Here is a 26437-nt window from a genome sequence, read left to right on the forward strand (position 1 = left end):
GTTTGTCGCCGGGTCGGTTTTGGGAACCTCGGCGAAGCATGGTAAGGCCGGGGCCCCGCAACGGCTTTCCCAGACCCTCATGCTGCATCTTGCCGAATACGGCGCTCTCTTCGCTGCTGCGTTTCTCTCGGCCACCATTTTCCCGTTCCAGTCGGAGGCCGTGCTCCTCGGCCTCCTGGTGGCGGGCGACGGCCACGGATGGCTGCTCATCCTCGTCGCCAGCCTGGGCAACGTTCTCGGCTCGATCGTGAACTGGTTCCTGGGGCGCTTTCTCAGCCGCTTCGAGGGCCGGCGCTGGTTTCCGATCAAGCGCGAGCAGATGGCCCGCGCGGAGGGCTGGTATCGGCGCTATGGGCGCTGGACCCTGCTGCTGAGCTGGATGCCGGTGATCGGCGATCCGCTCACCATCGTGGCGGGCGTGCTGCGCGAGCCCCTCCCCGTCTTCATCCTGCTCGTGGCGCTCGCCAAGACGGGCCGCTACCTCGCGGTCGGGGCGCTCAGCCTGGGCTGGACCTGAAGGACGTCACGGCCCCTGGAGGCTGAGCCAGATCTCTTCCAGCATCGCGGGGCCGAGAACGGCTCCGGAGGAGGTGCGGATCACGGCCTGCATGCCGGCCGGAGCCTCGTTGGTCATGGCCCAGTGCACCGCCTCGCGGAGGTTCTTGAACTCGGTCACGTCGCTCGCGTCGCGGTGAGCGCCTCCCTTGGGCGCGATGATCGGCTCGTATTGGAGATGAGCGGGGGCATCCCAGTCGGTCTTCGGCACCATGGCGTCATCCTGCCCGTATTCGATGATGTTGACAGGGACAACGCGGACCAGTGGCGACGGTTCAGCTTGGAAGCGGCGCATTTCGAAGCCGGCCGGGCGCTTTTCAGGCGTGAGATGCCGCTCCGGCATGCGTTCTGCGCCTAAAGGCGGCACCAAAACCGCTTGCATGTCGGGCGTTTTCAGCCGAACAAGACTGACTTACGGATTGTGAGGACCAGAGTACACCCCATGCCAGCCTATCGCTCTCGCACCACCACCCACGGCCGCAACATGGCGGGCGCCCGCGGCCTCTGGCGGGCCACCGGCATGAAGGATTCCGACTTCGGCAAGCCGATCATCGCCGTCGTCAACTCCTTCACCCAGTTCGTGCCGGGCCACGTCCACCTGAAGGACCTAGGGCAGCTCGTCGCGCGCGAGATCGAGAAGGCGGGCGGCGTCGCCAAGGAATTCAACACCATCGCGGTGGATGACGGCATCGCCATGGGCCATGACGGCATGCTCTACTCCCTGCCCTCGCGGGAGCTGATCGCCGATTCCGTGGAATACATGGTCAACGCCCATTGCGCAGACGCCATGGTCTGCATCTCGAACTGCGACAAGATCACCCCCGGCATGCTGATGGCCGCCATGCGCCTCAACATCCCCGTGGTCTTCGTCTCCGGCGGGCCGATGGAAGCGGGCAAGGTGCAGCTCAAGGGCGTGACCAAGAAGCTCGACCTCGTGGACGCCATGGTGGCCGCCGCCGACGACACGGTGGCCGAGGAGGACATCCAGGCCATCGAGCGCTCCGCCTGCCCCACCTGCGGCTCGTGCTCGGGCATGTTCACGGCCAATTCCATGAACTGCCTCACCGAGGCCCTGGGCCTCTCGCTGCCGGGCAACGGCTCGACGCTCGCGACCCACGCCGACCGCCGCCGCCTCTTCGTGGAGGCCGGCCACCTGATCGTCGATCTCGCCCGCCGCTATTACGAGCAGGACGACGCGAGCGTGCTGCCGCGCTCCATCGCCTCCTTCGCGGCCTTCGAGAACGCCATGACCCTCGACATCGCCATGGGCGGGTCGAGCAACACGGTCCTGCACCTGCTGGCGGCGGCCTACGAGGCCGAGGTGCCCTTCACCATGGCCGACATCGACCGCCTCTCGCGCCGGGTTCCGGTGCTCTGCAAGGTCGCGCCCGCCGTGGCCAACGTGCACATGGAAGACGTGCATCGCGCCGGCGGCATCATGGCCATCCTCGGCGAGCTCGACCGGGCGGGCCTTCTCGACACCTCCCTGCCGACGGTCCATGCCGAGAACATGAAGGCCGCCCTCGACCGCTGGGACGTGCGCCGCACCAACAGCCATGCCGTGCACGACTTCTACCGCGCCGCGCCGGGTGGCGTGCCGACGCAGACGGCCTTCAGCCAGGAAAGCCGCTACGACAGCGTGGACACCGACCGCGCGGCCGGCGTGATCCGCGATGCGGAGCATGCCTTCTCGAAGGACGGCGGCCTCGCCGTGCTCTCCGGCAACCTCGCGCTGGACGGCTGCATCGTGAAGACCGCGGGCGTGGACGAGAGCATTCTCGTCTTCTCGGGCCCGGCCATCGTGTTCGAGAGCCAGGACGATGCCGTGAGCGGCATCCTCAACGGCAAGGTCAAGGCTGGCGACGTGGTCGTCATCCGCTACGAGGGACCGCGCGGCGGACCGGGCATGCAGGAGATGCTCTATCCCACGAGCTACCTGAAATCGAAGGGCCTCGGCAAAGCCTGCGCGCTCATCACCGACGGCCGCTTCTCCGGCGGCACCTCGGGCCTGTCCATCGGCCACGTCTCGCCGGAAGCGGCGGAAGGCGGCATGATCGGCCTCGTGCGGGACGGCGACCGGATCGAGATCGACATCCCGAACCGCCGCATCCAGCTCGCCGTGGACGAGACGGAGCTGGAGCGCCGCCGCGCCGAGCAGGAGGCGAAGGGCTGGCAGCCCGCCGCTCCCCGCAAGCGCAAGGTGTCTGCCGCCCTCAAAGCCTACGCCATGCTGACCACCAGCGCCGCCAAGGGCGCAGTGCGCCAGGTCTGACGATCGACCCGGTCCCTGAACCCTTCTCGTCATCCCCGGGCTCGTCCCGGGGATCTCTCGTCTTTATGCACAGCGGTTCCGAAGTCGTGGATGGCCGGCTCTGATCCCCGGATCAAGTCCGGGGACGGCCATGACGGTGGGAACCTGGGAACGGGCGCAACGCATGAGCCGCGTGTCGCATCCGGCGCATATCCGGCATCGAATGCCGCATGTCATATCCCTGCAGGCGACAAGCCAAGTGATGCTGACATAAACCCAGCCTTGCACCCTTCACTTCATCACAATCTCAGGATGCTGATCCGACTGCCTTCCTGACAGCCCTTCGAGGGCCCTTCAGCCGTTTGGCCTAACGACAAGACATGTCTGTTACGTTATTAAATTAACAAACAGGCATTAAGCTGCGCGACGGTTGTCAGCGCCAGGCACGACGAATGGGCATACATATGAGCACCGGTCAGATTTTCGAATGGGAAAGCATCACCCAGCCGTCGTATTGGGGCGGCCAGGCCCTGTCGCCCGGCGGCCAGGCGGCGATGCGTCAGATCGCGGCGACCGGCGCCAGCACCGTCACGCTCATTCCGAACTTCTTTCAGGAGAACAAATTCAGCAACTCGATGGGATTGAGGCTCGGCACCGCGGAAAACCCCTGGGATGACGAGAGCGACACCTTCGAGCGGGTCGTGCAGACCATTCAGCAGGCGAAGGCGCTCGGCCTCAACGTGGTGCTCAAGCCCCACCTCGAAACCGTTGACCGCGTGTGGCGCGCGGAACTCGATCCCGCCAACCCGAAGGCGTGGTTCGACAGCTACAAGGCCATGATGGTCCAATACGCCCAGGCCGCGCAGGCGGCCGGAGCGGACATGATCTGCGTCGGCACCGAAATGGACAGCATGATCAATCCGACCAAGGTCTGCAGCGACGGCAAGACCTATACCCAGAAATGGGGGGAGATCATCGACGCCGTGCGGGCCGTGTTCTCGGGCAAGGTCACCTATGCGGCGACCTACTGGACCGTGAAGGATGTCGGATTCTGGGACAAGGTCGACTACATCGGCGTCGATGCCTATTACCCGATGTCGACGGTCGACGATCCCACCGTCGATCAGATGGTGGATGCCTGGACGAAGCCGCACTTCAATCCCTGGATCCGGGATACGCTGCTCGGCGGCAAGTCCATCGTCGATTACTACAAGGCGCTGTCCGATCAATACGGCAAGCAGGTCATCTTCACCGAAGTCGGCTTCCGCAGCATGGATGGCGCGAACAAGGATCCCGGCGTTTTCGGCAGCGGCGGCACCTACGACCCGCAGGAGCAGGTCGATTGCTACACGGCTCTCTACAAGGTGATGGAACACTACGGCGGGCAATGGCTCGCGGGGGCTTTCCTCTGGAGCTATTACTCCTTCGAACACCCGATGGCTCCTCCGGCAGAAGGAGGAGCAGGCGTTTCGTGGACCGATTACACGACGCAGGACAAGCCCGCTAACGGAACGATCACCTATCACTACTCCAGCCCGACGCACGAAACCGGACTCGTGTGGAACGGCACGGGAGCAGCCGACAAGCTCGACGGCGGATATCACAACGACACGCTCAATGGCGGGGGCGGCAACGACCTGCTCTGGGGCGGCGCAGGCGACGACCTGATGGACGGTGGCCAAGGCGACGATGCTTACGTCGTGGACAGCATCAATGACGTGATCATCGAGGCCGTAGATGGTGGCAACGATACGGTTTCAGTGTTCTTCTCGGCGTACCTGACGAATTACGCCAACGTGGAAAACATGGTCGCAGCAGGGTCAGGGGCCATCAACCTGACGGGCAGTACGGCCTCCAACATCCTGGCCGGCAACGATGCAGCCAATACCCTCGACGGCGGCGAAGGGAACGACACCCTGGCCGGCGGCAAGGGCGACGATGTGCTCATCGGCGGTGCGGGGAACGATACGCTCGACGGTGGTGAAGGAACCAATACGGCGAGATTCGCAGGGAACAGGGCCGCTTACACGATCGAACATATCGGCCAGAACCTCGTAGTGGTCGGGCCCGATGGCACAGACACTCTCAGGAACATTCAGTTTCTGGAATTTGCGGATCAGACCATCAACACGATCAACATCGCTCCAGACAGCATCGCTCTCTCGACGTCGACCGTTGCGGAAAGCACCCAGGTGAATGACGTTGTCGCCACTCTTTCGGGCCACGATGCCGATGGCGATGCACTGACTTTTACGCTGAACGATCCGACCGGCACGTTCAGGATCGATGGCCACAATCTCGTGCTGACCAGGGCGCTCGATTACGAAACGCAGCAGCGCCATCTGACGATCGATGTTGAAGCCAATGACGGCTTCGGTGGCACCTTCAGCCAGACTTTCACCATCGATGTCCTGAACGTCATCGAGACGACGCCTCTGACGCTGATCGGCACGCCCGGCAATGACAGCCTCACGGGCGAGGCGGGCAACGACACCATCTCGGGCCTGGGCGGAAGGGATGTTCTGAACGGCTATGTCGGCAACGACAAGCTCTATGGCGGCGCGGGCAACGATAAGCTCTATGGTGGTGCGGGCAACGACAGGCTCGACGGGGGCACGGGTAACGACGCGCTCTATGGTATGGCTGGCAACGATACGCTCGACGGCGGCACCGGGCGGGACGTGCTCAGCGGGGGAGCGGGCCGCGACACCTTCGTGTTCCGGGACCGGCCGGGCTCCACGCGCTACGACAAGATCACGGACTACAACAAGAGCTATGACAGCTTCCAGCTCGACAACAAGTACATGGCGAAGCTCGGACCGGCGGGCCGCTTGGGCAGTTCCAAGTTCGTCGTGGGCCCCCACGCCAAGGATGCCAGCGATCACCTGATCTACGACCGCTCGACGGGCAAGCTCTACTACGATGCGGACGGCTCGGGCGCTGGTGCTCAGGTGCTCATCGCCCTCTTCACCAACAAGGCCGCTCTCACCTACGGCGAATTCACGATCATTTGAAGATGGGCCTCAGAACGGGACGGCGCAGACAGGAGGGCCTGGGCCGTCCCGTTCATCAATCGGCCAGGGCACCGCTAAACCGAGGCCCGAAACACATTGACGTCTTTCTTGCGTGGCACCTGCTTCCTATAGTCCCAATCACCTTCTTCACCCTTGACGGAATAGCATTGCGCCGCCTCCAGTGAGGGATGATTCAATCGGCCGTGAGGAGTCTTATGCGCCAATTCTTATTTGCTGCCGTTCTCGCAAGCCTGCCGGTCTCGGCCTTCGCCCAGGGAGCCGCCTCCGAAGCCAAAGGCCTGCAACTGACGGTTCGCCCTTCCGGATACGAGGCGCAGGATGACGCACAGGCACGGCAGGAGAAGCTGCTCAAACGCCTGGAGCAGAGCAACCACATGATCCGCTCGATCTGCATCAATTGCGGCGATTCCTGGAAGCACCAGATCTACGCGCCCTTCGATCCCTATGCGTCCTTGAAGCCGTCCGCCCGCCCTTCGGACGATTCCGTGAACTGACCCCCCACCCGCGCCCCCCGAACGTAGGTATTTATGCAGCCGGCTACTATTGAGACGTATGCGACAGCCCTGTATACCTGGAAGGGCGCAAGGGGGGCCTCGCGCTATCATCTCGGAAAGGCTGTCACCGCATGGTGACGTGAAACCTGAATGGCGTGGGTTTATCTGACACTGGCAGGCCTTTTCGAGATAGGATGGGCCATTGGGCTCAAATATAGCGAGGGCTTCACGCGCCCCGTGCCCTCTGTCCTGACCGCTGTCAGCATGGTGGTGAGCGTCCTGCTCCTCGGGATCGCTCTCAAGACCCTGCCCGTCGGAACCGGGTATGCCGTCTGGACCGGGATCGGCACCGTCGGCACGGCCCTTCTCGGCATCGTTCTCCTGGGTGAGCCCGCCACGGCCCTCCGCCTCGGCTGCATCGGCCTGATCGTGGTCGGCATCCTCGGCCTCAAGTTTGCGGCCACGTGAGGGTCGATGCCGATGCTGTCCTCTCCCCGCGACGCCAATTCCTCCACCCGTGGGCTCAGGATATTCGTCGCGGTGATCTGCCTCGCCATCGTCGGCCTCGAAGGCTGGAGGGACTGGACGGAGCGTCAGCAGGAAGTCGTCCGCATCAAGGGCGAGATGACGAATCTCGCCAAATCCCTGGCTCAGCACGCGGAGGATACCTTCAACCTGGCAGACGCCATCCTGGTCGATATCGTCGACCGCCTGGAGCGTCAGGGAGCGGATCCGGACGACCTGATGTCCATGCAGGAATTCTTCTCCGAGCGCATCCAGACCCTGCAAGCCCTGAAGTCTCTCACGGTCTATGGCGAGAACGGCTTCCTCCTGGGTAGCTCACTTCCCGGCCATAACCGGGTGAACGTCAAGGACACGGTTTTCTTTCAGCATCACGCCACCTCGCTGGAGCGGAAGTGGTTCTTCGGCCCGCTCATTCAGGATCCGATCGGGGGCGAACGGGTGCTCACCCTCTCCCGTCGCCTCGACAAGCCCGACGGGAGCTTCGGCGGCGTCGTTCAGGTCAGCATCCCGCCGCGCTACTTCGCGAACTTCTTCGGCCGCATCGATCTCGGCTCCCAGGGGAGCGCCGTGATGGTGAGCTCCGTGGACGGGAGAATCCTCTCCCGATCCCCCTATGTCGAGAGCGCGATCGGCCTCAAGCCTCCCTCGACGGAGTGGCTGTTCGAGGGCAGCCAATCCGGCTCCCGCTCCTATGTCTCTCCCATCGATGGCGTACCGCGCCTTGCAGGCTATCAGCGAAACCACGTTTATCCGGTCGTTCTTCTGACGGCGGTCAGTCAGCAGGAGGCCCTGAGGAACTGGCTGCTGGAATTCCAGATCCGCTCGCTGCGCGTCGTGATCCTCATCGGCATCATCGTCGTTCTGGGCTGGAGGCTCGCCCGCGAGCTGCGCCGCCGCGCGCAGGTCGAAGCCGAACTCGCCGTGCTGGCGGCGACCGACGGCCTGACGGGCCTCGCGAACCGCCGGACCTTCGACAGCCGCCTCGAGATCGAATGGCTGCGCGCCTCGCGGGACGGAACGCCGCTTTCGTTGTTCCTGATCGATGTCGATCAGTTCAAATCCTACAACGATCTCTACGGCCATCAGCAGGGAGACGAATGCCTGCGCAAGGTGGCGAGGGTCATTACTGCGGAGGGCGTCAGATGCCCTCGCGACTTCGTCGCGCGCTATGGAGGCGAGGAGATCGTCTTCCTGCTGCCCGATACGGATCAGAACGGCGCAGCAAGGGTCGCGGAAAAGATCCGCGCGGGCGTGGAGGCGCTGGCCCTGCCTCACGAGGCCAATGCCCCCGTCCATACCTTGACGATCAGCATCGGCATCGTCACCCACTGGCCTGCTGGAGACCGCCCGCACGTGGGGCCGGCAGATCTCATCGAGATGGCCGACAAGGCGCTCTATCAGGCCAAGCAGAGCGGCCGCAACCGCGTCTCCGTCGCGAAAGCCGCGTAGCGCATCCTGCGGACCCGGCGGGCCGAACGGCCACGCCTCAGAAGACGCACTCGCTGAAGGAGGGCCGCACGGAGCCGCCCCACGCGCCGTGATAACGCTCCAGCAATCGCTCGGCGGACGTCCGGCCGGATGCGACGATCTCCTCGGCATAGACCAGATGCTTCGTCTCATCCTGTCCCGAGGCATCGCGATAGGCGCGGCGCTTGAGGCCCTCACGCGAGAGAGCCAGCGCATCGCGCGCGATCTCCTGGACGGAGCGACCGGCGACCGTGGCCCTCAGGGCGAGCTTCGGCACATCGGCGCGCAACTGTTCGCGCTCCTCCGCGCTCCATCCCTTCACGAGATCCCAGGCTCCGTCGAGCGCCGCCTCGTCGTAGAGCAGCCCCGTCCAGAAAGCGGAGAGCGCCACGATGTGTTCGAGGTTGCCGACATCCGCGCCGCGCATTTCGAGATAGCGCTTCAGGCGCACTTCCGGAAACAGCGTGGAGACATGGTTCGCCCAGTCGGAGCGCGTCGCGCGCTCGCCCGGCAATTGCGCGAGCTTGCCGTCGAGAAGATCGCGGAACGATTCGCCGGCCACGTCGTGATAGGTCGCGTCGCGCTTGACGAAATACATCGGCACGCCGAGCGCCCAATCCACGTAGCGCTCATAGCCGAAGCCATCCTCGAAGGCGAAGGCCATCATGCCCGTGCGGTTCCTGTCCGTATCGAGCCAGATGCGCGAGCGCATGGAGAGATAGCCGTTGGGCTTGCCTTCGGTGAAGGGCGAGTTGGCGAAGATCGCGGTCGCCACCGGCTGCAGCGCGAGCGAGACGCGCAGCTTCTTCACCATGTCGGCTTCGGACGCGTAGTCCATGTTCACCTGCACGGTGGACGTGCGGTACATCATATCAAGGCCCAGGTTGCCGACCTTGGGCATGTAGTTCGTCATGATACGGTAGCGCTTCTTCGGCATGACGGGCGTTTCGGCGCGCGTCCACAGCGGGCTCATGCCGAGAGTGAGAAACCGGATGCCGAGCGCCTCGCCGATCGCCTTCACGTCGGCGAGATGCTGCGCGGTCTCCTGCGCGGTGTCATGCAGCGTCCTGAGTGGAGCGCCGGAGAGTTCGAATTGACCGCCCGGCTCCAGAGAAATCGCTCCGCCGCCCGCCTCGTCGAACAAGCCGATGGGCTGGTCGTCTTCCATGATGGGAGACCAGCCGGTGCGCTCCTGCAGACCTTCGAGCAGCGCGCGAATGCCTTTTCCGCCGTCATAGGGAACAGGAGAGGCATCCGCCTCATAGAAGGGAATCTTCTCGTGCTCGGTTCCCAGCCGCCATGTGTCGCGGGGCTTCTCGCCCTCCGCGATCCATTCCACGAGCTCGGCCCGCGCGCCGATAGGGGTCGTATCGGATACGTCCCGCGCCATACATCACCTCATCCAAAAAGCGCGTTCAAGGCGCGCCGACTCAGGGATCGTGACTAGATAGGCGGGTTAAGGCCAAGCTGCAATGAGGGACGGCCCCACAAAGTGCGGGGCCGTGAATGCCTCAATGACGGACGACCAGATCCCCGACTGTCTCGGCGGAGAGCCAGTCGACCACGCTGGCCAGAGCGTCGCGGCTCGACAGGCCGCGCCCAAGCGCTTCCGTGTAGAGCGTGAGCTGCCGGTCGGCGCTCGTGCCGCGTGCCACGATCCAGCGCGCAAGATCGACCTCGCGCTCGCAGCCGAGCTCTTTCGCATCGTCCCGGATCATGTCCAGCACCTCGTCGAGCAGTTCGCGCACAGGCTTGGCGCTGCGCGTCTTCTCGTCGACGAAACTGCCATGGATGCCGTAGCGCATCGCGCGCCAGCTGTTCTCGTCGTTGATGGCGCGCGACGCGCCGGTCTGACCCGCATTCAGCTTGGACTCGAGGCTCAGGCGGCGTACGAGGCAACGATAGAGGGCCGCGATGGCGATGGTGTCGTCCACGCGGGTGCAGCTGTCGGCCACGCGCAGCTCCAGGGTCGGATGCTTCAGCGAGGGCCGGATCACCCACCACACATAGCTCGAATTCTCGATGGCGCGCGCGGCGACGAGCGTATCAATGTAACGCTGATAATCCTCAGCTCCGTCGAACAGGTCCGGCAGACCGGTGCGCGGCAATTCGCGATAGGCTGCGAGGCGGTATCCGAGAAGGCCCGTGCGCTGCGCCTGCCAGAATGGCGACGAGGTCGACAGCGCCAGCAGCAGCGGCAGATAGGGTTGAATGCGGTTCATGATGTCCACGCGCATGGCGAGGTCGGGCACCTCCACGTGCACATGCATGCCGCACAGCACCGTGCGGCTGCCGAGCATCTGCAGGTCGTGCATCACCTTGCCGTAGCGGGGCTGCGAACTCGGACGCACGCGCGACCAGACGGCGAGCGGATGCGTCCCCGAGGCCATGATGGACAGATTGTAGTCGCGGGCGATGGCGCCCGCGGCCGAGCGCAGGCCTGACAGATGGGCGCGGGCCTCGGCGAGATCCACCATGGGCTTCGTCGCGATTTCGATCTGAGGCTCGAGCATCTCGGGCTGGACGCCGTCCGAGAGCTGCTCGCGGCAGGAGGCGAAAAATTCCCTGATTCTTCCCTTGGCCACGTCCCGCTTGGCGGCATCGTTCACGAAGTATTCTTCTTCGATGCCGAACTTGAAATCCCAGCTCATTTCCCGGTTTCCTCTATTTGTTTTTCAGGAATGACCCTTGCACGCAGGATGGCCTGCCGCCGCCCCACACTCTGCCCGAATAGGGCGTGAGTGGGGCGAATCGGCGCTAAACTGCTAAGCTTGTGAAACTAGAGGCGAATTGGCCTGCCCCATCGCAGGATGGGCGTGTCAGTTCCAATCGCCAAGGACCGCTTGAACGATCGCGAGGGCTGCCACTGCTGCGGTGTCGGCTCGCAGGATTCGCGGTCCCAACGATACGCAAACACATCTTTCGTGGGCGGCGACAAGCGCTCTCTCCTGATCGGTGAACCCCCCTTCGGGGCCCACGATAACGGCAAGGCCTGCTTGATTGTTCCCAAGCTTGGCAAGAGCTTCGACCGGATTGGAAACGGGTGCGTCCTCGTCGCAGAACACGAGGATGCGATTTTTATCCAAGTCCTTGAGAAAACGTTCCAAATTCTCTTCTTCGCGCACCTCCGGAAGAGTCAGGATCCCGCATTGCTCCGCTGCCTCGACGGCGTTGCTGCGCATGCGCTCCAGGTTGACCCGCGTGCTCTGGGTGCGCCGCGTGATAACCGGCTGAAGAATCCCTGCGCCCATCTCGACAGCCTTCTGAACCATGTAGTCCAGGCGCGCATGTTTGAGCGGCGCGAAAGCATAGATCAGGTCGGGCCGGGCGGTCTGCTCACGGGCCTGCTCCGCGCAGACGAGATCGGCGGATTTGCGCCCCTCCACGGAGACTTCGGCGCGCCACTCCCCGTCCTGCCCGTTGAAGATCAGCACGCTCTCCCCGTCCTTCAGCCGCAGGACGTTCAACAGGTAATTGGCCTGCCCCCGGTCGAGAGCGATCCTCGCGTTCTTGTGAAGGGGCGAATCGACGAAGAGACGGGGCGCGTTGAAGTCGTAACCGGCCATGGGATCCCTGGAAGAATGAGCCAGGGAGCATTATCAAGTTCCCTCGCCCCTGAGGAGGGGTTGCGGGCCGCTGGTCATCTGGAATTAAGGTGCGCCATGGCACAGCTTGGCGTCGGGTTGCTCTTGGGCGACCAATCGCCCCTTGGCCTGGAGGCCCGTAACCTGTTAACAGAGCACAAGTTCGCGAGACGTCGCGGGCTTCATGAAGGGTTTTTGCCATGACGCACATCCGTCCGACCTTAATGGCCGCGCTTGCCGCCGTTGGCATTTTCGCATCCGCTCCTGCCTTCGCGCAGTCGAGCGCCTGTCAGGACGGGCAGAAGATCCTGCTCGAGCGCCAGAACCTGGTCAAACAGATCTCGGCCCTCACCGGCGGAGGCAAGAAGAAGCAGATCGATCCGCGCGCCGCCTGCACGGTCTTCGGCAAGCTCGTGACCAACGGGGATGCCGGCCTGAAATGGATGACCGCGAACAAGGACTGGTGCCAGGTTCCCGATCAGGTGATGGAGAATTTCCAGCAGGACCATAAGCGCGCCCAATCCTTCAAGACCCAGGCCTGCGGCGCCGCCGCGAAGATGGCCGAGATGGAAAAGCGCGCCAAGCAACAGGCCCAGCAGGGCGGCCCCGGCCGCATGGGCGGCGGCCTGACCGGCACGCTGAGCGTGCCGAAGGGCGCCCTCTAACCGAGGCAGAGACCCGTCATGGAGCGTCCCGGGGCGTCATCCCTTCCCGATGCTGTGCGCGGCCATTGGGCCGACCGGTGGGCCCCGGCGGGCCTGCGCCCTTATCTGCGCCTGGCGCGGATCGAGCGGCCCATCGGCTGGTGGCTGCTGCTGCTCCCCTGCTGGTGGTCAGCGGCCCTGGCAGCCCTCGTGAAGGGACAGCCCTATCCCGACCCGCTTCATTGCCTGCTCTTCCTGATCGGCGCCGTCGCGATGCGCGGCGCGGGCTGCACCTATAACGACATCGTCGACCGAGACCTCGACCTGCGCGTGGAGCGGACGCGCCAGCGCCCCCTGCCCTCCGGCCAGGTCAGCCTGAAAGGGGCGCTCGCCTTCCTCGGGCTTCAGGGCCTCGTCGGCCTTCTCGTCCTTCTGCAGTTCAACGGCTTCGCCATCCTGACGGGCTTCGGCTCCCTGGCGGTCGTCGCGCTCTATCCCTTCATGAAGCGGTTCTTCTGGATGCCGCAGATCGTGCTGGGCCTCGCCTTCTCCTGGGGCGCGCTGATGGGATGGGCCGCCGCCTTCGGCTCCCTGAGCTTAACCCCGGTCCTGCTCTACCTCGCCAGCATCGCCTGGGTGGTGGGATACGACACCATCTATGCCCTTCAGGATATCGAGGACGACGAGATCGCCGGCATCAAATCCTCCGCCCGCTTCTTCGGCGAGCGCGTGAAGCTGGGCGTCGGCATCTGCTACGGCCTGACGATCCTGCTCATGACGGCGGCCTTCGCCCGGGCCGGCGTGGGCCTCCCGTCCTACATCGGCCTCGGCCTCTTCGCCCTGCATCTCGGCTGGCAGGTGGCCCGGATCGACAGGTCAGACGGCGCAGGAGCCCTCAGGCTCTTCCGCTCGAACCGGGACGCGGGCCTGATCCTATTCGCCGCCATGATCGCCGACGCTCTGTTCTAAAGCATCGGACCCCAAAGGGGACTTGCACTTTTGGGACCCATCCGATGCTTTCTCCTGAGACGAGAGCATCGCTCGACGTGGCCCGCTGGGTCCGCACGATGCTCTAGGTGCCAGGCAGAGCCTTTCTCTCAAGTCCTTCCCTTGCGAAGGAAGCCCTTTTCGTGAAGAAACTCTGTTTCTTCGCCGGCCTCTCTGGCATCTGTCGACGGGGCTACCCATCTTGAGAAGGATGCTGTCCCCCTTGCCTGACCCCCTGCCATCCCTGGCCGCAGCCGTACGTGATGCGGCGCGCCGGGCCGGAGCCCTCGCCCTCCCCTATTTCCGCTCCGGGGAGCAGACGGCTGCGCGGCTCTGGTACAAGGGGCAGAGCTCCCCGGTGACGGAAGCGGACATCGCCCTCGACACCTTTCTGAAAGAGCACCTGACGAGCCTCCTCCCCGAGGCGGGGTGGCTCTCGGAAGAGACGGCGGACAATCCCGCGCGTCTCGACCGCACCCATGTCTGGGTCGTCGACCCCATCGACGGCACCCGCGCCTTCGCCTCCGGCCATCCGGACTGGGCCGTCTCCATCGCCCTGGTGAAGGACGGAACCCCGGTTCTCGGGGTGCTCCACGCCCCCATTCACGACCGTCTCTACGAAGCGCGTCTCGGCGGCGGCGCCTGGTGCAATGGGGAACGGCTCCGGCTTCCCGAGACTCCACCTGCGGCGCCGGCGCGCGTGGCGGGCCCCAAGCCCCTGGTGGACAGGTTCGAGCGCAATATCGGCCCCGTCGAGCGGCTGCCGAAGGTCCCCTCCCTGGCGCTGCGCCTCGCCCGTGTGGCAGATGGCTCCATCGATGTCGGGCTCGTTTCCCATAATTCACAGGACTGGGACATTGCCGCCGCCGATCTCATCCTGCGCGAGGCCGGCGGCCTTCTGACGGATTTCGCTGGTTTGCCACCGGCTTACAACAAACCTCAGCCGAAGCACGGCGAGATGATTGCCGTTGCGTCACAGTTGCATCCTCGTGTTATTGGGGCCATGAGGACCTGATCACGTTCGCCTCACAGCAAAATCCTATCCCCGCATCATTCGGAAGAGTTCTGAAAACATGACCGACACGTCCGGCAAGCAGCTGCTTCATCTGGTTTTCGGCGGTGAGCTCACGAGCCTCGAAACCGTTGATTTCAAGGATCTTTCCAAACTCGACATCGTCGGCATCTTCCCGAACTACGCCACGGCCCATGCGGCCTGGAAGGCCAAGGCGCAGTCGACGGTGGACAATGCCCAGATGCGCTATTTCATCGTGCATCTGCACCGCCTGCTGGAGCCGCAGGCTTAAGGCTTCACGGCCACGATGGGTCTCCTCAAGCGCATCATTCGCTCGCGGCCGGTCCAGGAAGCCTTGGGCTTCCTGGTCGCGAGCTATTTGAAGTTCGTGCACCGCACGAACCGGTTCGTCATGGAACCGGTGGATGCCTATGATCGGATCGGCCCCCAGATGCCCGTGATCGCCGCCATGTGGCACGGGCAGCATTTCATGATCCATTTCGCCAAGCGGCCCGAAGATCGCGCCGCGAGCCTCGTCTCCCGCTCCGGCGACGGAGAGTTCAATGCGGTCGCCCTGCGCCATCTCGGCATCAGGGCTATCCGGGGATCGGGCGCTCGCGGCCGCGATATCCGCAAGAAGGGCGGCGTTCAGGCCATGCGCTCCATGCTCAAGGCGCTGGCGGACGGTGAAATGGTCGTAATGACGGCGGACATCCCGAAGATCTCGCGAGTCTGCGGACAGGGCATCGTGACCCTGGCGCAGATGTCCGGCCGCCCCATCGTCCCGGTCGCCGTGGTGACGAGCCGCCGCATCGATTTCAACAGCTGGGACAGGGCCAGCATCGGCCTGCCCTTCGGGCGCGGCGCGATGGTGCTGGGCGAGCCGGTCCATGTCCCGCGCGATGCGGATGCGACCGCGCTCGAAGCTCTCCGTTTCCAGGTGGAGCGGGAACTCGACGCCATCCACGAGCGAGCTTACGCTCTCGTCGGTTCCCGGGATCCCGGCGCGAAATCGTCGCCGGCCTTCGCGGGGGAATCGCACGCATGAGCACCCCACTCTTCTTCAGGGCCTATCGGACGGCCACGGCCCTTCTCGAGCCCGCCGTCTTCGGGCTTCTCCTGTGGCGGCAGCGCAAGGGGCGCGAGGATCGCACCCGCCTGGGCGAGCGCCAGGGCCATCCCAGCCGCCAGCGGCCGAAGGGCCATCTGATCTGGGTCCACGGCGCGAGCATCGGCGAGACGTTGTCCCTGCTGCCTGTCGTCGAGCGCCTGACGCAGCGCGGCCTCGCGGTCCTGGTGACCTCCGGAACCCGCACGTCCGCCTCCCTGATCGCGCGCCGCCTGCCGCCCGGAGCGCTGCATCAGTTCATGCCCCTCGACGTGCCGCGCTACATGCGGCGCTTTCTCGATCACTGGCGGCCCGATCTCGCTCTCATCGCCGAATCCGAGATCTGGCCGAACACCGTCATGGCGCTCGACGAGCGGCACATTCCGCTGGTCCTGGTCAACGGGCGGATGTCGGACCGGTCCTTTCAGCGCTGGCAGAAATTCCCCTCCATCATCCGGGGACTGCTGGAGCGCTTCGCCCTGTGCCTCGCCCAGAGCCAGGACGACGCGGCCCGGCTTGCCCGCCTCGGCGCGCCTCGCGTGTTCGTGACCGGCAATCTCAAATTCGACGCCGCCCCTCCCCCGGCCGACCCGCGGGTGGTGGCGCATTTGTCGGGCCTCATCGCGGGTCGTCCCGTGTGGCTCGCCGCCAGCACCCATGCGGGCGAGGAAAGCGCCATCGTCGCCGTGCATCGGGCGCTCGCCAAGCGGCACCCGCATCTGCTTACGATCATCGCGCCGCGCCATCCCCATCGCGGACCGGAGGTAGCCGCCATTGCCGCGCAGGCGGGCCTGCGCGCCGGCCGCCGGTCCGAGGGCATGCACCCCGACCGCGCCACCGACGTCTATGTGGCCGACACGGTGGGCGAGATGGGGCTGTTCTACCGATTGTCCCCCATCGTAGTGATGGGCGGATCCCTGGTGGCTCATGGGGGGCAAAACCCGATCGAGCCCGCCAAGCTGGGCGCGGCCATCCTTCACGGACCCCATGTCCACAATTTCGATGATGTCTATGCGGCCATCGACAAGGGGCGCGGCGCTCTGATGGTCAAGGACAGCACCGCCTTGGCGCGTGCCGTCAGCGAGCTCTTGAGCAATCCGGCCCTCGCCCGCGACATGGCCCGGAACGCCGGCGAGGCCGTGCAGGCCTTGGGGGGAGCGGTGGAGCGCACCATGCAATCCATCGAGCCCTTCATCGTTCAGGCCAAGCTCGGAGCGCGACGCTGATGCGGGCGCCAGCCTTCTGGTGGCTGCCCCGCTCCTCCTTGACCGCGACCCTCCTGCGCCCGGCTGCCTTTGTCTATGGCGCCATCGCGGGCCGCCGGATGCGGAGGAAGGGCGAGCGCGCCGTCCTCCCGGTCATCTGCATCGGCAATTTCACGGCCGGAGGCGCCGGCAAGACGCCAACCGCCCTCGCCGTCGCGGAGATTCTCGACGCCGCGGGCGAAAGACCCGTCTTCCTGTCGCGCGGCTATGGCGGCAATCTTCGTGGCCCGGTCCAGGTGCAGCCGCATCACAGGGCCGCCGACGTGGGGGACGAACCGCTTCTTCTGGCCCCCATGGCGGACGCCATCGTGTCGGCGGATCGTGCCGCGGGCGCGCGTCTCGCCCATGAGATCGGCGCCACGGTCCTGATCATGGACGACGGCCTTCAGAATCCCTCCCTCCGCAAGGATTGCACGATCGCCGTCGTCGATGGGGCCACGGGGATCGGAAACGGCCTGCCCCTGCCTGCGGGCCCCCTGCGGGCGCCCATGGAGACGCAATGGCCCGCCGTCGATGCGGTGCTCGTGATCGGGGACGGAGCAGCCGGGACAGCCGTTGCGGACCGGGCCCAGGAGCTCGGCAAACGTGTCTTCAGCGGGCATCTCGCGCCCTGCCGGGAGGTTGCGGACACGCTCCAGGGGCGGAAGGTTCTGGCTTTCGCGGGCATTGGGCGGCCGGAGAAGTTCTTCGAGACCTTGCGCGCCTGCGGCGCGACCGTCGTCGAGGCCCGCGCCTTTCCGGACCACCACGCCTACAACCGGAATGAACTCGACGATCTGCGCAGAGAAGCCGCAAGACGCGGCCTCCAGGCCATCACGACCGAGAAGGATTTCGTGCGCATCGCCGGTCTGAACGGCCCGGGAGCCTGGAGCGACCTGATGGTCCTGCCCGTGCGGCTCCATCTTCATGACGAGAATGGATTGCGGAATTTCATCCTGCGCAAGATCAGCGACAGACGCCTGACGCGCCCTTGACCGGTGGGGGCATCAGCCCTTCTTGGGAAATGTCTGTCCGGTGATGCGCATCATCACCGCCTCGGGTGAAGCATAGGCCTCCTGCAGCTCGACGCTCCAATACTTCAGCTCGTCGAGGGGGATGGGCTTGTCGGTTACGGCGCAGCGCACGAAGGCACCGGGCTTGATGATCCGCAGGTTGCTGTCGAGATATTGCACAACGGCCTCGCCGCCAACGCGCTCATGCTTGTTCATCATCCCGACCATCGCAGGTTCGCAGATCCCATATAAGGGCGCAAGGTGCCGGTTTTTCAATGCCGGCGCGTCGCAGGCGGCTGTGGATCCGACGCCCTAGAACAACGCGCCCTGCTCTTCCTTCACGACGAGCTTGGGCTTCACCGGCTTCGGGCGCGAACCGATGCGCCCGCCCGTGGCGTCGACCGCGCCGTCGGCGAATTCGAGCACGAGCGCCTGTCCGTCGAGCACCGCATCCGCCGAACGCAGAGGCTGTCCCTCCGCATCGCGTACGAGTGCGAAGCCGCGCTTGAGCACGGATTTGTAGTTCAGGCTGTCGAAGAGCTTCGACACTGCGTCCAGCTTCTCGGCCTTCCGCGCGATCTGCCCTTGCAGCGCAGGGACCAGACGTTCGGCCACGCGCTGCGTGAGTTCGGTCGATTGCGCAATCCGTGTGCGCTCGGCGCGCAGCAGGGTCTCCCGCGAAACGACGAGACGGCGATCGAGCTGCTTGAGGGTTTCCTGGCGCAATGTCACCAGACGGCAGACCGCATTGTAGGGGCGCGAGCCCACCGCATCGAGCTTGGCCCGCATGCGCGCGACATTCGCCACCGGCGAGACATGCGCGAGCTGGCGCGCTGCCTTCAGCAGCCGCTCCTCGTGTCCGCGCGCATTGCGCGCAAGCGCCGGATAGAGCTTCGCCGTCGCCAGATCGAGCCGCTGGCGCTTCGGCGAGAACAGGGCCTCCGGCGTCGGCAGAGCGCGCGCGGTGGCGCGCAGATCCGAACGGCGGCGCTCGACGACGCGCAGCATGGTCTCCGTATGGCGGCGGGCGAGATCGTTGACGCCGGCCATCAGCTCGACGCGCACCGGCACGACCATTTCCGCCGCGCCCGTCGGCGTCGGCGCGCGCACGTCGGCGGCGTAGTCGATGAGCGTCGTATCGGTTTCGTGCCCCACCGCCGAGACGAGCGGGATGTCGCTCTCGGCGGCGGCCCTCACCACGATCTCTTCGTTGAAGCCCCACAGGTCCTCGATGGAGCCGCCGCCTCGCGCAACGATGAGCACGTCGGGGCGCGGGACCCTGCCGCCCGGATCGAGGGCGTTGAAGCCGCGAATGGCGGCGGCCACCTCGGCTGCGCAGGTCTCGCCCTGCACGCGCACGGGCCAGACCAGCACATGGCGCGGGAACCGATCCTCCAGCCGGTGGAGGATGTCGCGGATCACCGCGCCGGTCGGCGAGGTCACGACGCCGATCACCCGGGGCAGGAACGGCAGACGGCGCTTGCGCTCGGCCGCGAAGAGACCTTCGGCGGTGAGCTTGCGGCGACGCTCCTCGAGCAGCGCCATGAGCGCGCCGATTCCGGCGGGCTCCAGGCTGTCCACGACGATCTGGTACTTGGACGAGCCCGGGAAGGTGGTGATGCGCCCGGTGGCGATGACCTCCATTCCCTCCTCAGGGCGGATCTTGAGCTTGGCAAAGGAGCCCTTCCAGATCACCGCGTCGATGCGGGCGTTCTGGTCCTTCAGGCAGAAATAGGCATGCCCAGAGGAATGCGGCCCCCGATAGCCGGAGACCTCGCCCCGCAGGCGGACGAAGCCGAAGGCATCCTCGAGGGTGCGCTTGAGAGCGCCCGCGAGATCCGAGACGGACCATTCCTGGGCATTGGAGGGAGCTTTTGCTGCGAACATGAGGAGAACCTAATCGTTCCGCCCCCTCCCTGCCAAGGCCGCGGGACCGGTCGGGAGCGGGCAATCCTCATGGAAAGCCCGATTGTCCACTGCCTGAACGACGCAGACCTCCCGTCTTTCGTTCTCGCGGCCGCTCAGCCGGAAAGCGGACATTTTCGGGGTAGGCGAACGGCCTTCGAGCGGCTAAGAGCCCAGACGTCTTCACAGAGGGCTCACAGCCATGAACATCCTTCTCATCGGTTCGGGCGGCCGCGAGCACGCCCTGGCGCGCTCCCTGTCGGCCAGCGCCCTCTGCCAGCGTCTTCTCATCGCCCCCGGCAATCCGGGCACCGCCCAAGTCGGCACCAACGTCGTCCTCGACGTGACCGACCACGAGGCGGTCATCGAGTTCTGCCGGGTGATGGCCATCGGCTTCGTCGTCGTGGGCCCCGAGGCGCCCCTGGTCGCTGGACTGGTGGACGACCTGACCGCCGCCGGAATCAAGGCCTTCGGCCCCACCAAGGCGGCCGCCCAGCTCGAAGGCTCGAAGGCCTTCACCAAGGACCTGTGCGCCGAATTCGGCATCCCCACCGCTGCCTACCGGCGCTTCACGGATGCGGAGACCGCCAAGACCTATATCCGCAACTACGGCGTTCCCATCGTGGTGAAGGCGGACGGCCTCGCCGCCGGCAAGGGCGTGGTGGTCGCCACGTCCTTCGAGGAGGCCGAGGCCGCCATCGACATGATGATCGGTGGAGGCCTGGGAGCGGCCGGCGCGGAGGTGGTCATCGAGGCCTTCCTCGAAGGTGAGGAGGCGAGCTTCTTCGCCTTGTGCGACGGCACCAACGCCATTCCCTTCGGCACGGCGCAGGACCACAAGCGCGTGTTCGACGGCGACAAGGGCCCGAACACCGGCGGCATGGGCGCCTATTCTCCCGCGGCCGTCCTCACGCCCGAACTGCAGGCGCGCGCGATGCGTGAGATCATCGAGCCGACGCTCAAGGGCATGGCCTCGCGCGGAACGCCCTACAAGGGCATTCTCTATGCGGGCCTCATGCTCACGAAGGACGGGCCGCAGCTCATCGAATACAATGCGCGGCTCGGCGATCCCGAGACCCAGGTTCTCCTGCCCCGCCTCGATTCCGATCTGGTGGAGGCGTTTCTCGCCGCCTGCGACGGCAGGCTCGACGCCGTGTCCCTCCAATGGTCCGACAAGGCCGCGCTCACCGTCGTCATGGCGGCGAAAGGCTATCCCGGAGCCGTCGAGAAAGGCTCCGAGATCCGTGGGCTGGACAAGACCGAGGCGCTCGACGACGTGATCGTGTTCCATGCCGGCACGAAGCAGGATAACGACAGGATCCTCGCCAATGGCGGCCGCGTGCTGAACGTCACCGCGCTGGGCAAAACGATCACGGAGGCGCAGGCGAAGGCCTACGAAGCCGTCTCCAAAATCGACTGGCCGGAGGGTTTCTGCCGCCGCGATATCGGCTGGCGCGCGGTTGAGCGCGAGCGGGGCTGACAAACGCATCAGCTCCGCTAGCTTTGCAAAGACCCCTTTTCTGCCAACAGCGAGCGGTCTTTCCATGAGCAGCGATCTCTTTCCCGGTTTCGAGAGCCACTGGATCGATACGGAGATCGGACGGATCTTCGCGCGCTCGAAGGGCGATGGGCCGCCGCTGGTGCTGCTGCACGGTTTTCCGCAGACGCACGCCATGTGGCATCATCTGGCGCCGACCCTTGCCGAAACGCACCGGGTCGTGTGCTTGGACCTGCGCGGCTACGGCTGGTCGACGGCGCCCAAGGGCGACGAGAGGCACGAGACCTATTCCAAGCGCGGCATGGGCCAGGATGTCATCCGCGTCATGGAGGCATTGGGCCATGTGCGCTTTGCCGTGATCGGCCACGACCGAGGGGCGCGCGTGGGCTACCGCCTGGCGCTCGATCATCCCGGCCGCGTGGAGCGGCTTGCCCTGCTCGACATCCTTCCGACCTATCACGTGTGGCAGCAGATGCGCGCAGGGACCATTTCCGAGGTTCATTGGGGCTATCTCTCGCAAGCCTATCCGCAACCGGAAGAGGAACTGGTCAAGAACCCCATCCCCTATTTCGAGGGTTTGATGAAGGCGTGGTCCGCAGCCGGGGATCTCAGCGCCTTCGATCCCCGCGCCCTCCAATCCTACCGGCAGAGCTGCAACGATCCGACCCGCATCCATGCCTTCTGCGAGGATTACAGGGCCGGCGCCACGCGTGACATCGAGGCGGACGAAGCCGATCTCGCGGCGGGCAAGACGATCCAGTGCCCGACCTATCTGATCTGGAGCGATTACGAACTCGTCAGCGGGCCGGTCGGCGACAGGAAGCAGCCGCTGGAGATCTGGCACCGGAGCTTCGCGCCCCAGGCGCACGGCACCGGTGTCACCTCGGGGCATTTCGTGGCGGAGGAGAACCCGAGCGCGACCCTGGAGGCGCTGCAGGAATTTCTAAAGACCTAGCGACATCCGATTATGCGCAGCGAGACCATCGATGCATCGATGGTCTCGCTCTGCATGAGGAACCCGCCGTGAGAGCGCACGTTCACGCTGCACACGGGATCCATCGCCATGACGCAGCACGACCCAGACCCATCGGCCACACGCAGCGAGGCGGATGACACGAAAGCCATCCCTCTCACCGAAGAGGTGCTGCATCTCGATAAACGCGAAGTCACGACGGGCAGGGTTCGCATCAGCACGAAAACCGACGTCGTCGAGGAACTCGCACAGGCCTCCCTTGAGAGAGAAGCCGTCGAGATAACGCGTGTCCCGATCGATCGAGTCGTGGATCAGCCGCCTGGCATTCGCACGGAGAACGACGTCACGATCATTCCTATCCTGGAAGAAGTTCTTGTCGTGGAGAAGCGCCTCGTCCTGAAGGAAGAGCTGCACGTCCGCAAGAAAACCACGACGGACAATCTCGAAGTCCCTGTTCAGCTTCGCAAGCAACGCGCCGTCGTCGAACGCCTGTCTGCCGACGATGACCCGAACGAGAACCCCTAATTATCCGAGCATCGACCATAGTGATGGGAACGATCAGGACAAGCAGCCATTGTAAGGATCAATGCGCCTTTGCCTCGTAAGCGCTTCTGATGCGGCAACGGCAGACTTTCGACACAACTCAGATCGCATGTGATCTGTGCCTGCAATGGCGCGGATCGTGGAGATTTCATCAATGGCCAAGACTGTCACTTGCCTCTTCAACAGCGAGGCTCAGGCTTCGACGATCGTCAGCAGGCTCGAGGATGCCGGCCTCTCGCGAGGCAGCATCTGCATGTTCAGCAACTCGGGCAACAACCGCCTTTGGGACGAGACTCCCGGATACGACGAGAGCCAGAGCGGAGCGGATCGAGACCACGTCGAAAACTATTTGAAGCGCAACGGCGTTCCTGAGAATGACGCGCGTGCTTACGCTGAAGGCGTGCGGCGCGGACATGCTCTCGTGGCCGTCAAGTGCGACGACAACGAGGTCGATTGGGTCGTCGACATACTCGACGATGACAATGTCCTCGATCTCGACGAACGGCAGGAGGCTTGGCGTTCGGAAGGCTGGAGCGATGTCGGTTCGGGCACCCGCGATATCGGCGGCGCTTCGGCGGCTTCCGCAGGTTTCATGAGCGGTACCGGAGCCCGCATGACGGCGGAAGATCGCACGCAGCTGCGCGGGACCGGCACGGACCGGGACGACGAGGTCATCCCGGTTGCCGAGGAAGAATTGCATGTCGGCAAGCGCGAAGTGAGCCACGGCCGCGTGCGCATCCGCTCTCACGTGGTCGAGAAGCCGGTCCAGGAGCAGGTGAGCCTGTTGGAGGAACGCGTGCAGGTCGAGCGCCGGCCGGTGGAGGGCTCCGTGCGCGCCAGTTCCCTGGGCAATGACGACAATCTTTTCCGGGAACGCACGATCGAGGTCGAAGAGCGCGGCGAAGAGGCCGTCGTCTCGAAGGAAGCTCGTGTCGTGGAGGAAGTGGTCGTGCGCAAGGAAGCCGATCAGCGCACCCAGACCGTCTCGGATACGGTCCGCAAGACCGAGGTCGAGGTGGAAGACGAGCGGCGCGACACTCCCTCGCGCACCGGCACGACGGACAGCACCCGCTGACCGTCACGGCATAGAACCGATCGGCCCGGGGCTCATCGCCCTGGGCTTTTTCATGGCGTTTTACCGCCTGTCTTCGAAGAATTCCTTCAGCAGGGCCGCCGCCTCGCTTTCCCGGATGCCGCCATAGACCTCCGGCGCATGGTGGCAGGTAGGCTGGTCGAAGAAGCGGACGCCGTTGTCCACCGCGCCGCCTTTCGGATCGTGGGCCGCGTAATAGACCCGCCGGATCCGGGCGAACGAGATTGCTCCCGCGCACATGGTGCAGGGTTCGAGCGTCACGTAGAGATCGCAGCCGGAAAGCCGCTCGTCGTCCAACGCCTCGCAGGCCCGGCGGATGGCGAGCATTTCCGCATGGGCGGAGGGGTCCCGCAGCTCCCGGGGGCGGTTGCCGGCCGAGGCGACGACGCGGCCGTCCCTGACGATGGCGGCCCCCACCGGTACCTCCCCGCGCAGGGCGGCAGCGCGGGCCTCCTCGAAGGCCACGCTCATGGGATCTACTCTTATGGGATCGGACGGATTGCGTTCGTCGTTATCCATGTCTCTCGCTTCTGTTCCTTTCCTCTGCTATCAGGCTCCCATGACCGACAGCAACGACGATAATCGCAAGGGCCGTTCCTCGGGACGCTCCGACCGTGGCCGCCCCTCCGGTGACCGCCCCTTCCGCAAATCCCGCGAGGGCGGCGAGCGCCCCTTCCGCGCCCGGGGCGAGGACGAGCGTCCCCGCAAGCCCCGCGCCGCAGGCGACAAGCCCTTCCGCAGCCGCGACAACGACGAGCGGCCGCGCCGCCCCAGGCCCGAGGGCGACAGGCCCTTCCGTGCCCGCCGCGAGGAGGGAGACCGCTCCTTCCGGGGCCGTGGCGGGGACGAGCGCCCGCGCCGCTTCGACCGTTCCGCCGAGGAGCGCCCCCGCCGTAAGTATGAGGAGCGCCCGGAGGTCCAGGCCGAGGTTTCCCAGGAGCCCGCCGAGGACCGCATCGCCAAGGTGATCGCCCGCGCGGGCGTCGCCTCCCGCCGCGATGCGGAGGCCATGATCGCGGAAGGCCGCGTCACCCTCAACGGCAAGGTTCTGGAGAGCCCCGCCGTCAACGTGACCGCCGCCGACACGATTACGGTGGATGGGGAGCCCCTGCCTACCAAGGAGCGCACGCGCCTGTGGCTCTACCACAAGCCGCGCGGCCTCGTGACCACGGCCCGCGACCCGGAAGGGCGCCCCACCGTGTTCGACAACCTGCCCGAGGACCTGCCCCGCGTGGTGGCGGTGGGCCGCCTCGACATCAACACGGAAGGCCTGCTGCTGCTCACCAATGACGGCGGCCTCGCCCGCGTGATCGCGCATCCGGATACCGGATGGCTGCGCCGCTACAAGGTGCGCGCCCATGGCGACATCACGCAGGCCGATCTCGACAGGCTTCGCGACGGCATCACCATCGAGGGCATCGAATACGGTCCCATCGAGGCGCGCCTCGACCGCATGCAGGGCGACAACGTGTGGATCACGATGGGCCTGCGCGAGGGCAAGAACCGCGAGATCAAGCGCATCCTCGAACATCTCGGCATGCAGGTGAACCGCCTCATCCGCATGTCCTTCGGTCCGTTCCAGCTCGGCGATCTCGAGCAGGGTTTGGTCGAAGAGGTCAGGACGAAGGTACTGAAGGATCAGCTCGGCGCCGCTCTCGCGGTCGAGGCCGGGGTCGATTTCGAAAGCCCCGTGCGCGAGCCCATCGCGCCCTTCGGCTCCTCGGCGAAGGAGCGCAAGGGCCGTGACGAGCGCGACGAGCGCCCTGCCCGCTTCGGCCGTGGCGGGGACGAGCGCCCGCGTCGCCGGGGCGATGACGAGAGGCCTTTCCGCGCGCGCGGTGGCGACCGCTACGAGCGCGAGGAGGAAGAGCCCAAGAAGCGTCCTTCGCGGCTCGACGTGAAGAAGAGCGTCTGGCGTGCAGGCGAGACCGACGCGGACGCGCCGACCAAGAAAATTCCCCGCCGGGGAGCCGACCCGCGCGAAGCGCGCGCCGCCAGCGCGGAGCGCCAGCGCGAGCGCGTCGGCGCCATCGCTTCGGCGGAAGGCCGCAAGGTCGTGGTGGAGCGTCTCGTTCGCAAGCCGCAGGAGGAGGAAGCTCCCGCGCCGCGCAGAGGCCGTGGCGCCGAGCGTGGCGAGGAACGTCCCCGCCGCCGTGACGACCGCGATGCCGGGCCTTCCCGCTTCAAGCGCGAGGGCGGTGCCGGCCGCCCCCGTCGCGACGGGGACGAGCGCCCGCGCCGTCCGGCAGGCGACCGTCCGTTCCGCTCCCGCGAGGGCGGCGAGGATCGCCCGCGCAAGCCGCAAGGCGAGCGCCCGTTCCGTGCGCGTAGTGAAGGAGGAGACGACCGTCCGCGTCGTGGCCCCCCGCGCGGCGAGGGTCCCTCCCGTGGCGGACCGCGCGGCGGCGGTGGCGGCTTCAAGGGCGGTCCCCGTGGAGCGTCCAAGGGCGGCTTCAAGAAAGGCCCTGGCGGCGGATCCAAAGGCGGCCCGCGCGGCCGCCGCTGA

The 26437-nt window shown here is 65.6% G+C and carries 25 protein-coding genes; 18 read left to right on the top strand and 7 right to left on the bottom strand.

The annotated features are described in order from the left end of the window. The first annotated feature begins 79 nt into the window (after window positions 1-79). Window positions 80-517: a YqaA family protein gene (locus tag ACS5Q0_RS06750; RefSeq protein WP_473125844.1), complete on the top strand. Its 438-nt coding sequence runs from the start codon at window positions 80-82 to the stop codon at window positions 515-517. Window positions 518-523: 6 nt separating this feature from the next. Here the strand turns inward: ACS5Q0_RS06750 and ACS5Q0_RS06755 are convergent, their stop codons facing one another. Beyond that, window positions 524-898: a hypothetical protein gene (locus ACS5Q0_RS06755; protein ID WP_473125845.1), complete on the bottom strand. Its 375-nt coding sequence runs from the start codon at window positions 896-898 to the stop codon at window positions 524-526. 99 nt (window positions 899-997) lie between these two features. Here ACS5Q0_RS06755 and ilvD point away from each other — a divergent pair, with 99 nt between their 5' ends. The 5 genes from ilvD to ACS5Q0_RS06780 all read left to right on the top strand — a co-directional run bounded on the left by ilvD (window position 998) and on the right by ACS5Q0_RS06780 (window position 8309). Further along, window positions 998-2827, top strand: coding sequence for a dihydroxy-acid dehydratase (ilvD, locus tag ACS5Q0_RS06760; RefSeq protein WP_473125846.1), 1830 nt, complete (start codon window positions 998-1000; stop codon window positions 2825-2827). Window positions 2828-3270: 443 nt separating this feature from the next. After that, on the top strand, window positions 3271-5820 hold the full coding sequence (locus tag ACS5Q0_RS06765; protein WP_473125847.1) for a glycoside hydrolase family 113: 2550 nt from the start codon (window positions 3271-3273) through the stop codon (window positions 5818-5820). 215 nt (window positions 5821-6035) lie between these two features. After that, window positions 6036-6335: a hypothetical protein gene (locus ACS5Q0_RS06770; protein WP_473125848.1), complete on the top strand. Its 300-nt coding sequence runs from the start codon at window positions 6036-6038 to the stop codon at window positions 6333-6335. A gap of 150 nt (window positions 6336-6485) precedes the next feature. After that, window positions 6486-6803: a quaternary ammonium compound efflux SMR transporter SugE gene (gene sugE, locus ACS5Q0_RS06775; protein ID WP_473125849.1), complete on the top strand. Its 318-nt coding sequence runs from the start codon at window positions 6486-6488 to the stop codon at window positions 6801-6803. A gap of 12 nt (window positions 6804-6815) precedes the next feature. After that, window positions 6816-8309, top strand: coding sequence for a sensor domain-containing diguanylate cyclase (locus tag ACS5Q0_RS06780; RefSeq protein WP_473125850.1), 1494 nt, complete (start codon window positions 6816-6818; stop codon window positions 8307-8309). Window positions 8310-8346: 37 nt separating this feature from the next. On the opposite strand, the gene ACS5Q0_RS06785 is transcribed toward ACS5Q0_RS06780, so the two are convergent. The 3 genes from ACS5Q0_RS06785 to ACS5Q0_RS06795 all read right to left on the bottom strand — a co-directional run bounded on the left by ACS5Q0_RS06785 (window position 8347) and on the right by ACS5Q0_RS06795 (window position 11893). Further along, window positions 8347-9717: a glutamate--cysteine ligase gene (locus ACS5Q0_RS06785; protein WP_473125851.1), complete on the bottom strand. Its 1371-nt coding sequence runs from the start codon at window positions 9715-9717 to the stop codon at window positions 8347-8349. A gap of 121 nt (window positions 9718-9838) precedes the next feature. Beyond that, window positions 9839-10978: a carboxylate-amine ligase gene (locus ACS5Q0_RS06790; RefSeq protein ID WP_473125852.1), complete on the bottom strand. Its 1140-nt coding sequence runs from the start codon at window positions 10976-10978 to the stop codon at window positions 9839-9841. A gap of 168 nt (window positions 10979-11146) precedes the next feature. After that, window positions 11147-11893: a 16S rRNA (uracil(1498)-N(3))-methyltransferase gene (locus tag ACS5Q0_RS06795; protein ID WP_473125853.1), complete on the bottom strand. Its 747-nt coding sequence runs from the start codon at window positions 11891-11893 to the stop codon at window positions 11147-11149. Window positions 11894-12111: 218 nt separating this feature from the next. On the opposite strand from ACS5Q0_RS06795, the gene ACS5Q0_RS06800 reads away from it, so the two are divergent. From ACS5Q0_RS06800 to lpxK, 7 genes are all read left to right on the top strand, one after another. After that, a complete protein-coding gene (locus tag ACS5Q0_RS06800; RefSeq protein WP_473125854.1) occupies window positions 12112-12576 on the top strand; it encodes a hypothetical protein in 465 nt (154 codons plus the stop codon). Between the two features lie 18 nt (window positions 12577-12594). Further along, complete coding sequence (gene ubiA, locus ACS5Q0_RS06805; protein WP_473125855.1) at window positions 12595-13524, top strand: 4-hydroxybenzoate octaprenyltransferase; 930 nt, start codon at window positions 12595-12597, stop codon at window positions 13522-13524. Between the two features lie 241 nt (window positions 13525-13765). Next, window positions 13766-14557, top strand: coding sequence for an inositol monophosphatase family protein (locus tag ACS5Q0_RS06810; RefSeq protein ID WP_473125856.1), 792 nt, complete (start codon window positions 13766-13768; stop codon window positions 14555-14557). Between the two features lie 58 nt (window positions 14558-14615). Further along, window positions 14616-14846 (top strand): DUF4170 domain-containing protein, encoded by a 231-nt coding sequence (locus ACS5Q0_RS06815; RefSeq protein WP_473125857.1) that lies wholly within the window; start codon window positions 14616-14618, stop codon window positions 14844-14846. Between the two features lie 15 nt (window positions 14847-14861). After that, complete coding sequence (locus ACS5Q0_RS06820; protein ID WP_473125858.1) at window positions 14862-15602, top strand: lysophospholipid acyltransferase family protein; 741 nt, start codon at window positions 14862-14864, stop codon at window positions 15600-15602. After that, complete coding sequence (locus ACS5Q0_RS06825; protein WP_473125859.1) at window positions 15599-16888, top strand: 3-deoxy-D-manno-octulosonic acid transferase; 1290 nt, start codon at window positions 15599-15601, stop codon at window positions 16886-16888. Before ACS5Q0_RS06820 ends, ACS5Q0_RS06825 begins: the two co-directional genes overlap by 4 nt. Next, on the top strand, window positions 16888-17901 hold the full coding sequence (gene lpxK, locus ACS5Q0_RS06830) for a tetraacyldisaccharide 4'-kinase (RefSeq protein ID WP_473125860.1): 1014 nt from the start codon (window positions 16888-16890) through the stop codon (window positions 17899-17901). Before ACS5Q0_RS06825 ends, lpxK begins: the two co-directional genes overlap by 1 nt. A gap of 12 nt (window positions 17902-17913) precedes the next feature. Here lpxK and ACS5Q0_RS06835 read toward each other — a convergent pair whose 3' ends face one another. Together ACS5Q0_RS06835 and xseA are read right to left on the bottom strand one after the other, a co-directional pair. Then, window positions 17914-18138 carry a DUF2093 domain-containing protein gene (locus tag ACS5Q0_RS06835; RefSeq protein WP_473125861.1) on the bottom strand — a complete coding sequence of 75 codons (225 nt, stop codon included), beginning with the start codon at window positions 18136-18138 and terminating at the stop codon, window positions 17914-17916. A gap of 93 nt (window positions 18139-18231) precedes the next feature. Then, a complete protein-coding gene (gene xseA / locus ACS5Q0_RS06840; protein ID WP_473125862.1) occupies window positions 18232-19806 on the bottom strand; it encodes an exodeoxyribonuclease VII large subunit in 1575 nt (524 codons plus the stop codon). Between the two features lie 220 nt (window positions 19807-20026). On the opposite strand from xseA, the gene purD reads away from it, so the two are divergent. The 4 genes from purD (at window position 20027) to ACS5Q0_RS06860 (ending at window position 23913) form a co-directional block, all read left to right on the top strand. After that, window positions 20027-21304, top strand: coding sequence for a phosphoribosylamine--glycine ligase (purD, locus tag ACS5Q0_RS06845; RefSeq protein ID WP_473125863.1), 1278 nt, complete (start codon window positions 20027-20029; stop codon window positions 21302-21304). A gap of 64 nt (window positions 21305-21368) precedes the next feature. After that, entirely contained in the window at window positions 21369-22277 is a 909-nt protein-coding gene (locus ACS5Q0_RS06850; protein ID WP_473125864.1) for an alpha/beta fold hydrolase, read from the top strand. A 108-nt stretch (window positions 22278-22385) separates the two neighbouring features. After that, the gene (locus tag ACS5Q0_RS06855) at window positions 22386-22820 is read left to right on the top strand and encodes a YsnF/AvaK domain-containing protein (protein ID WP_473125865.1); all 435 of its coding nucleotides are present in this window, start codon (window positions 22386-22388) and stop codon (window positions 22818-22820) included. Window positions 22821-22992: 172 nt separating this feature from the next. Continuing rightward, window positions 22993-23913 (top strand): YsnF/AvaK domain-containing protein, encoded by a 921-nt coding sequence (locus ACS5Q0_RS06860; RefSeq protein WP_473125866.1) that lies wholly within the window; start codon window positions 22993-22995, stop codon window positions 23911-23913. A gap of 60 nt (window positions 23914-23973) precedes the next feature. On the opposite strand, the gene ACS5Q0_RS06865 is transcribed toward ACS5Q0_RS06860, so the two are convergent. Beyond that, on the bottom strand, window positions 23974-24450 hold the full coding sequence (locus tag ACS5Q0_RS06865; RefSeq protein WP_473125867.1) for a nucleoside deaminase: 477 nt from the start codon (window positions 24448-24450) through the stop codon (window positions 23974-23976). 40 nt (window positions 24451-24490) lie between these two features. Here ACS5Q0_RS06865 and ACS5Q0_RS06870 point away from each other — a divergent pair, with 40 nt between their 5' ends. Next, window positions 24491-26437, top strand: a complete 1947-nt coding sequence (locus ACS5Q0_RS06870) for a pseudouridine synthase (protein ID WP_473125868.1) — start codon at window positions 24491-24493, stop codon at window positions 26435-26437.

This window comes from Microvirga sp. HS2 (genome assembly GCF_055792805.1).

What these genes read in the sequence shown, in the direction of transcription:
- ACS5Q0_RS06750 (WP_473125844.1), top strand. Translation starts at nt 80, where the DNA reads ATGCTGCATCTTGCCGAATACGGCGCTCTCTTCGCTGCTGCGTTTCTC.
- ACS5Q0_RS06755 (WP_473125845.1), bottom strand. Translation starts at nt 898, where the DNA reads ATGCCGGAGCGGCATCTCACGCCTGAAAAGCGCCCGGCCGGCTTCGAA.
- ilvD (WP_473125846.1), top strand. Translation starts at nt 998, where the DNA reads ATGCCAGCCTATCGCTCTCGCACCACCACCCACGGCCGCAACATGGCG.
- ACS5Q0_RS06765 (WP_473125847.1), top strand. Translation starts at nt 3,271, where the DNA reads ATGAGCACCGGTCAGATTTTCGAATGGGAAAGCATCACCCAGCCGTCG.
- ACS5Q0_RS06770 (WP_473125848.1), top strand. Translation starts at nt 6,036, where the DNA reads ATGCGCCAATTCTTATTTGCTGCCGTTCTCGCAAGCCTGCCGGTCTCG.
- sugE (WP_473125849.1), top strand. Translation starts at nt 6,486, where the DNA reads ATGGCGTGGGTTTATCTGACACTGGCAGGCCTTTTCGAGATAGGATGG.
- ACS5Q0_RS06780 (WP_473125850.1), top strand. Translation starts at nt 6,816, where the DNA reads ATGCTGTCCTCTCCCCGCGACGCCAATTCCTCCACCCGTGGGCTCAGG.
- ACS5Q0_RS06785 (WP_473125851.1), bottom strand. Translation starts at nt 9,717, where the DNA reads ATGGCGCGGGACGTATCCGATACGACCCCTATCGGCGCGCGGGCCGAG.
- ACS5Q0_RS06790 (WP_473125852.1), bottom strand. Translation starts at nt 10,978, where the DNA reads ATGAGCTGGGATTTCAAGTTCGGCATCGAAGAAGAATACTTCGTGAAC.
- ACS5Q0_RS06795 (WP_473125853.1), bottom strand. Translation starts at nt 11,893, where the DNA reads ATGGCCGGTTACGACTTCAACGCGCCCCGTCTCTTCGTCGATTCGCCC.
- ACS5Q0_RS06800 (WP_473125854.1), top strand. Translation starts at nt 12,112, where the DNA reads ATGACGCACATCCGTCCGACCTTAATGGCCGCGCTTGCCGCCGTTGGC.
- ubiA (WP_473125855.1), top strand. Translation starts at nt 12,595, where the DNA reads ATGGAGCGTCCCGGGGCGTCATCCCTTCCCGATGCTGTGCGCGGCCAT.
- ACS5Q0_RS06815 (WP_473125857.1), top strand. Translation starts at nt 14,616, where the DNA reads ATGACCGACACGTCCGGCAAGCAGCTGCTTCATCTGGTTTTCGGCGGT.
- ACS5Q0_RS06820 (WP_473125858.1), top strand. Translation starts at nt 14,862, where the DNA reads ATGGGTCTCCTCAAGCGCATCATTCGCTCGCGGCCGGTCCAGGAAGCC.
- ACS5Q0_RS06825 (WP_473125859.1), top strand. Translation starts at nt 15,599, where the DNA reads ATGAGCACCCCACTCTTCTTCAGGGCCTATCGGACGGCCACGGCCCTT.
- lpxK (WP_473125860.1), top strand. Translation starts at nt 16,888, where the DNA reads ATGCGGGCGCCAGCCTTCTGGTGGCTGCCCCGCTCCTCCTTGACCGCG.
- ACS5Q0_RS06835 (WP_473125861.1), bottom strand. Translation starts at nt 18,138, where the DNA reads ATGATGAACAAGCATGAGCGCGTTGGCGGCGAGGCCGTTGTGCAATAT.
- xseA (WP_473125862.1), bottom strand. Translation starts at nt 19,806, where the DNA reads ATGTTCGCAGCAAAAGCTCCCTCCAATGCCCAGGAATGGTCCGTCTCG.
- purD (WP_473125863.1), top strand. Translation starts at nt 20,027, where the DNA reads ATGAACATCCTTCTCATCGGTTCGGGCGGCCGCGAGCACGCCCTGGCG.
- ACS5Q0_RS06850 (WP_473125864.1), top strand. Translation starts at nt 21,369, where the DNA reads ATGAGCAGCGATCTCTTTCCCGGTTTCGAGAGCCACTGGATCGATACG.
- ACS5Q0_RS06855 (WP_473125865.1), top strand. Translation starts at nt 22,386, where the DNA reads ATGACGCAGCACGACCCAGACCCATCGGCCACACGCAGCGAGGCGGAT.
- ACS5Q0_RS06860 (WP_473125866.1), top strand. Translation starts at nt 22,993, where the DNA reads ATGGCCAAGACTGTCACTTGCCTCTTCAACAGCGAGGCTCAGGCTTCG.
- ACS5Q0_RS06865 (WP_473125867.1), bottom strand. Translation starts at nt 24,450, where the DNA reads ATGGATAACGACGAACGCAATCCGTCCGATCCCATAAGAGTAGATCCC.
- ACS5Q0_RS06870 (WP_473125868.1), top strand. Translation starts at nt 24,491, where the DNA reads ATGACCGACAGCAACGACGATAATCGCAAGGGCCGTTCCTCGGGACGC.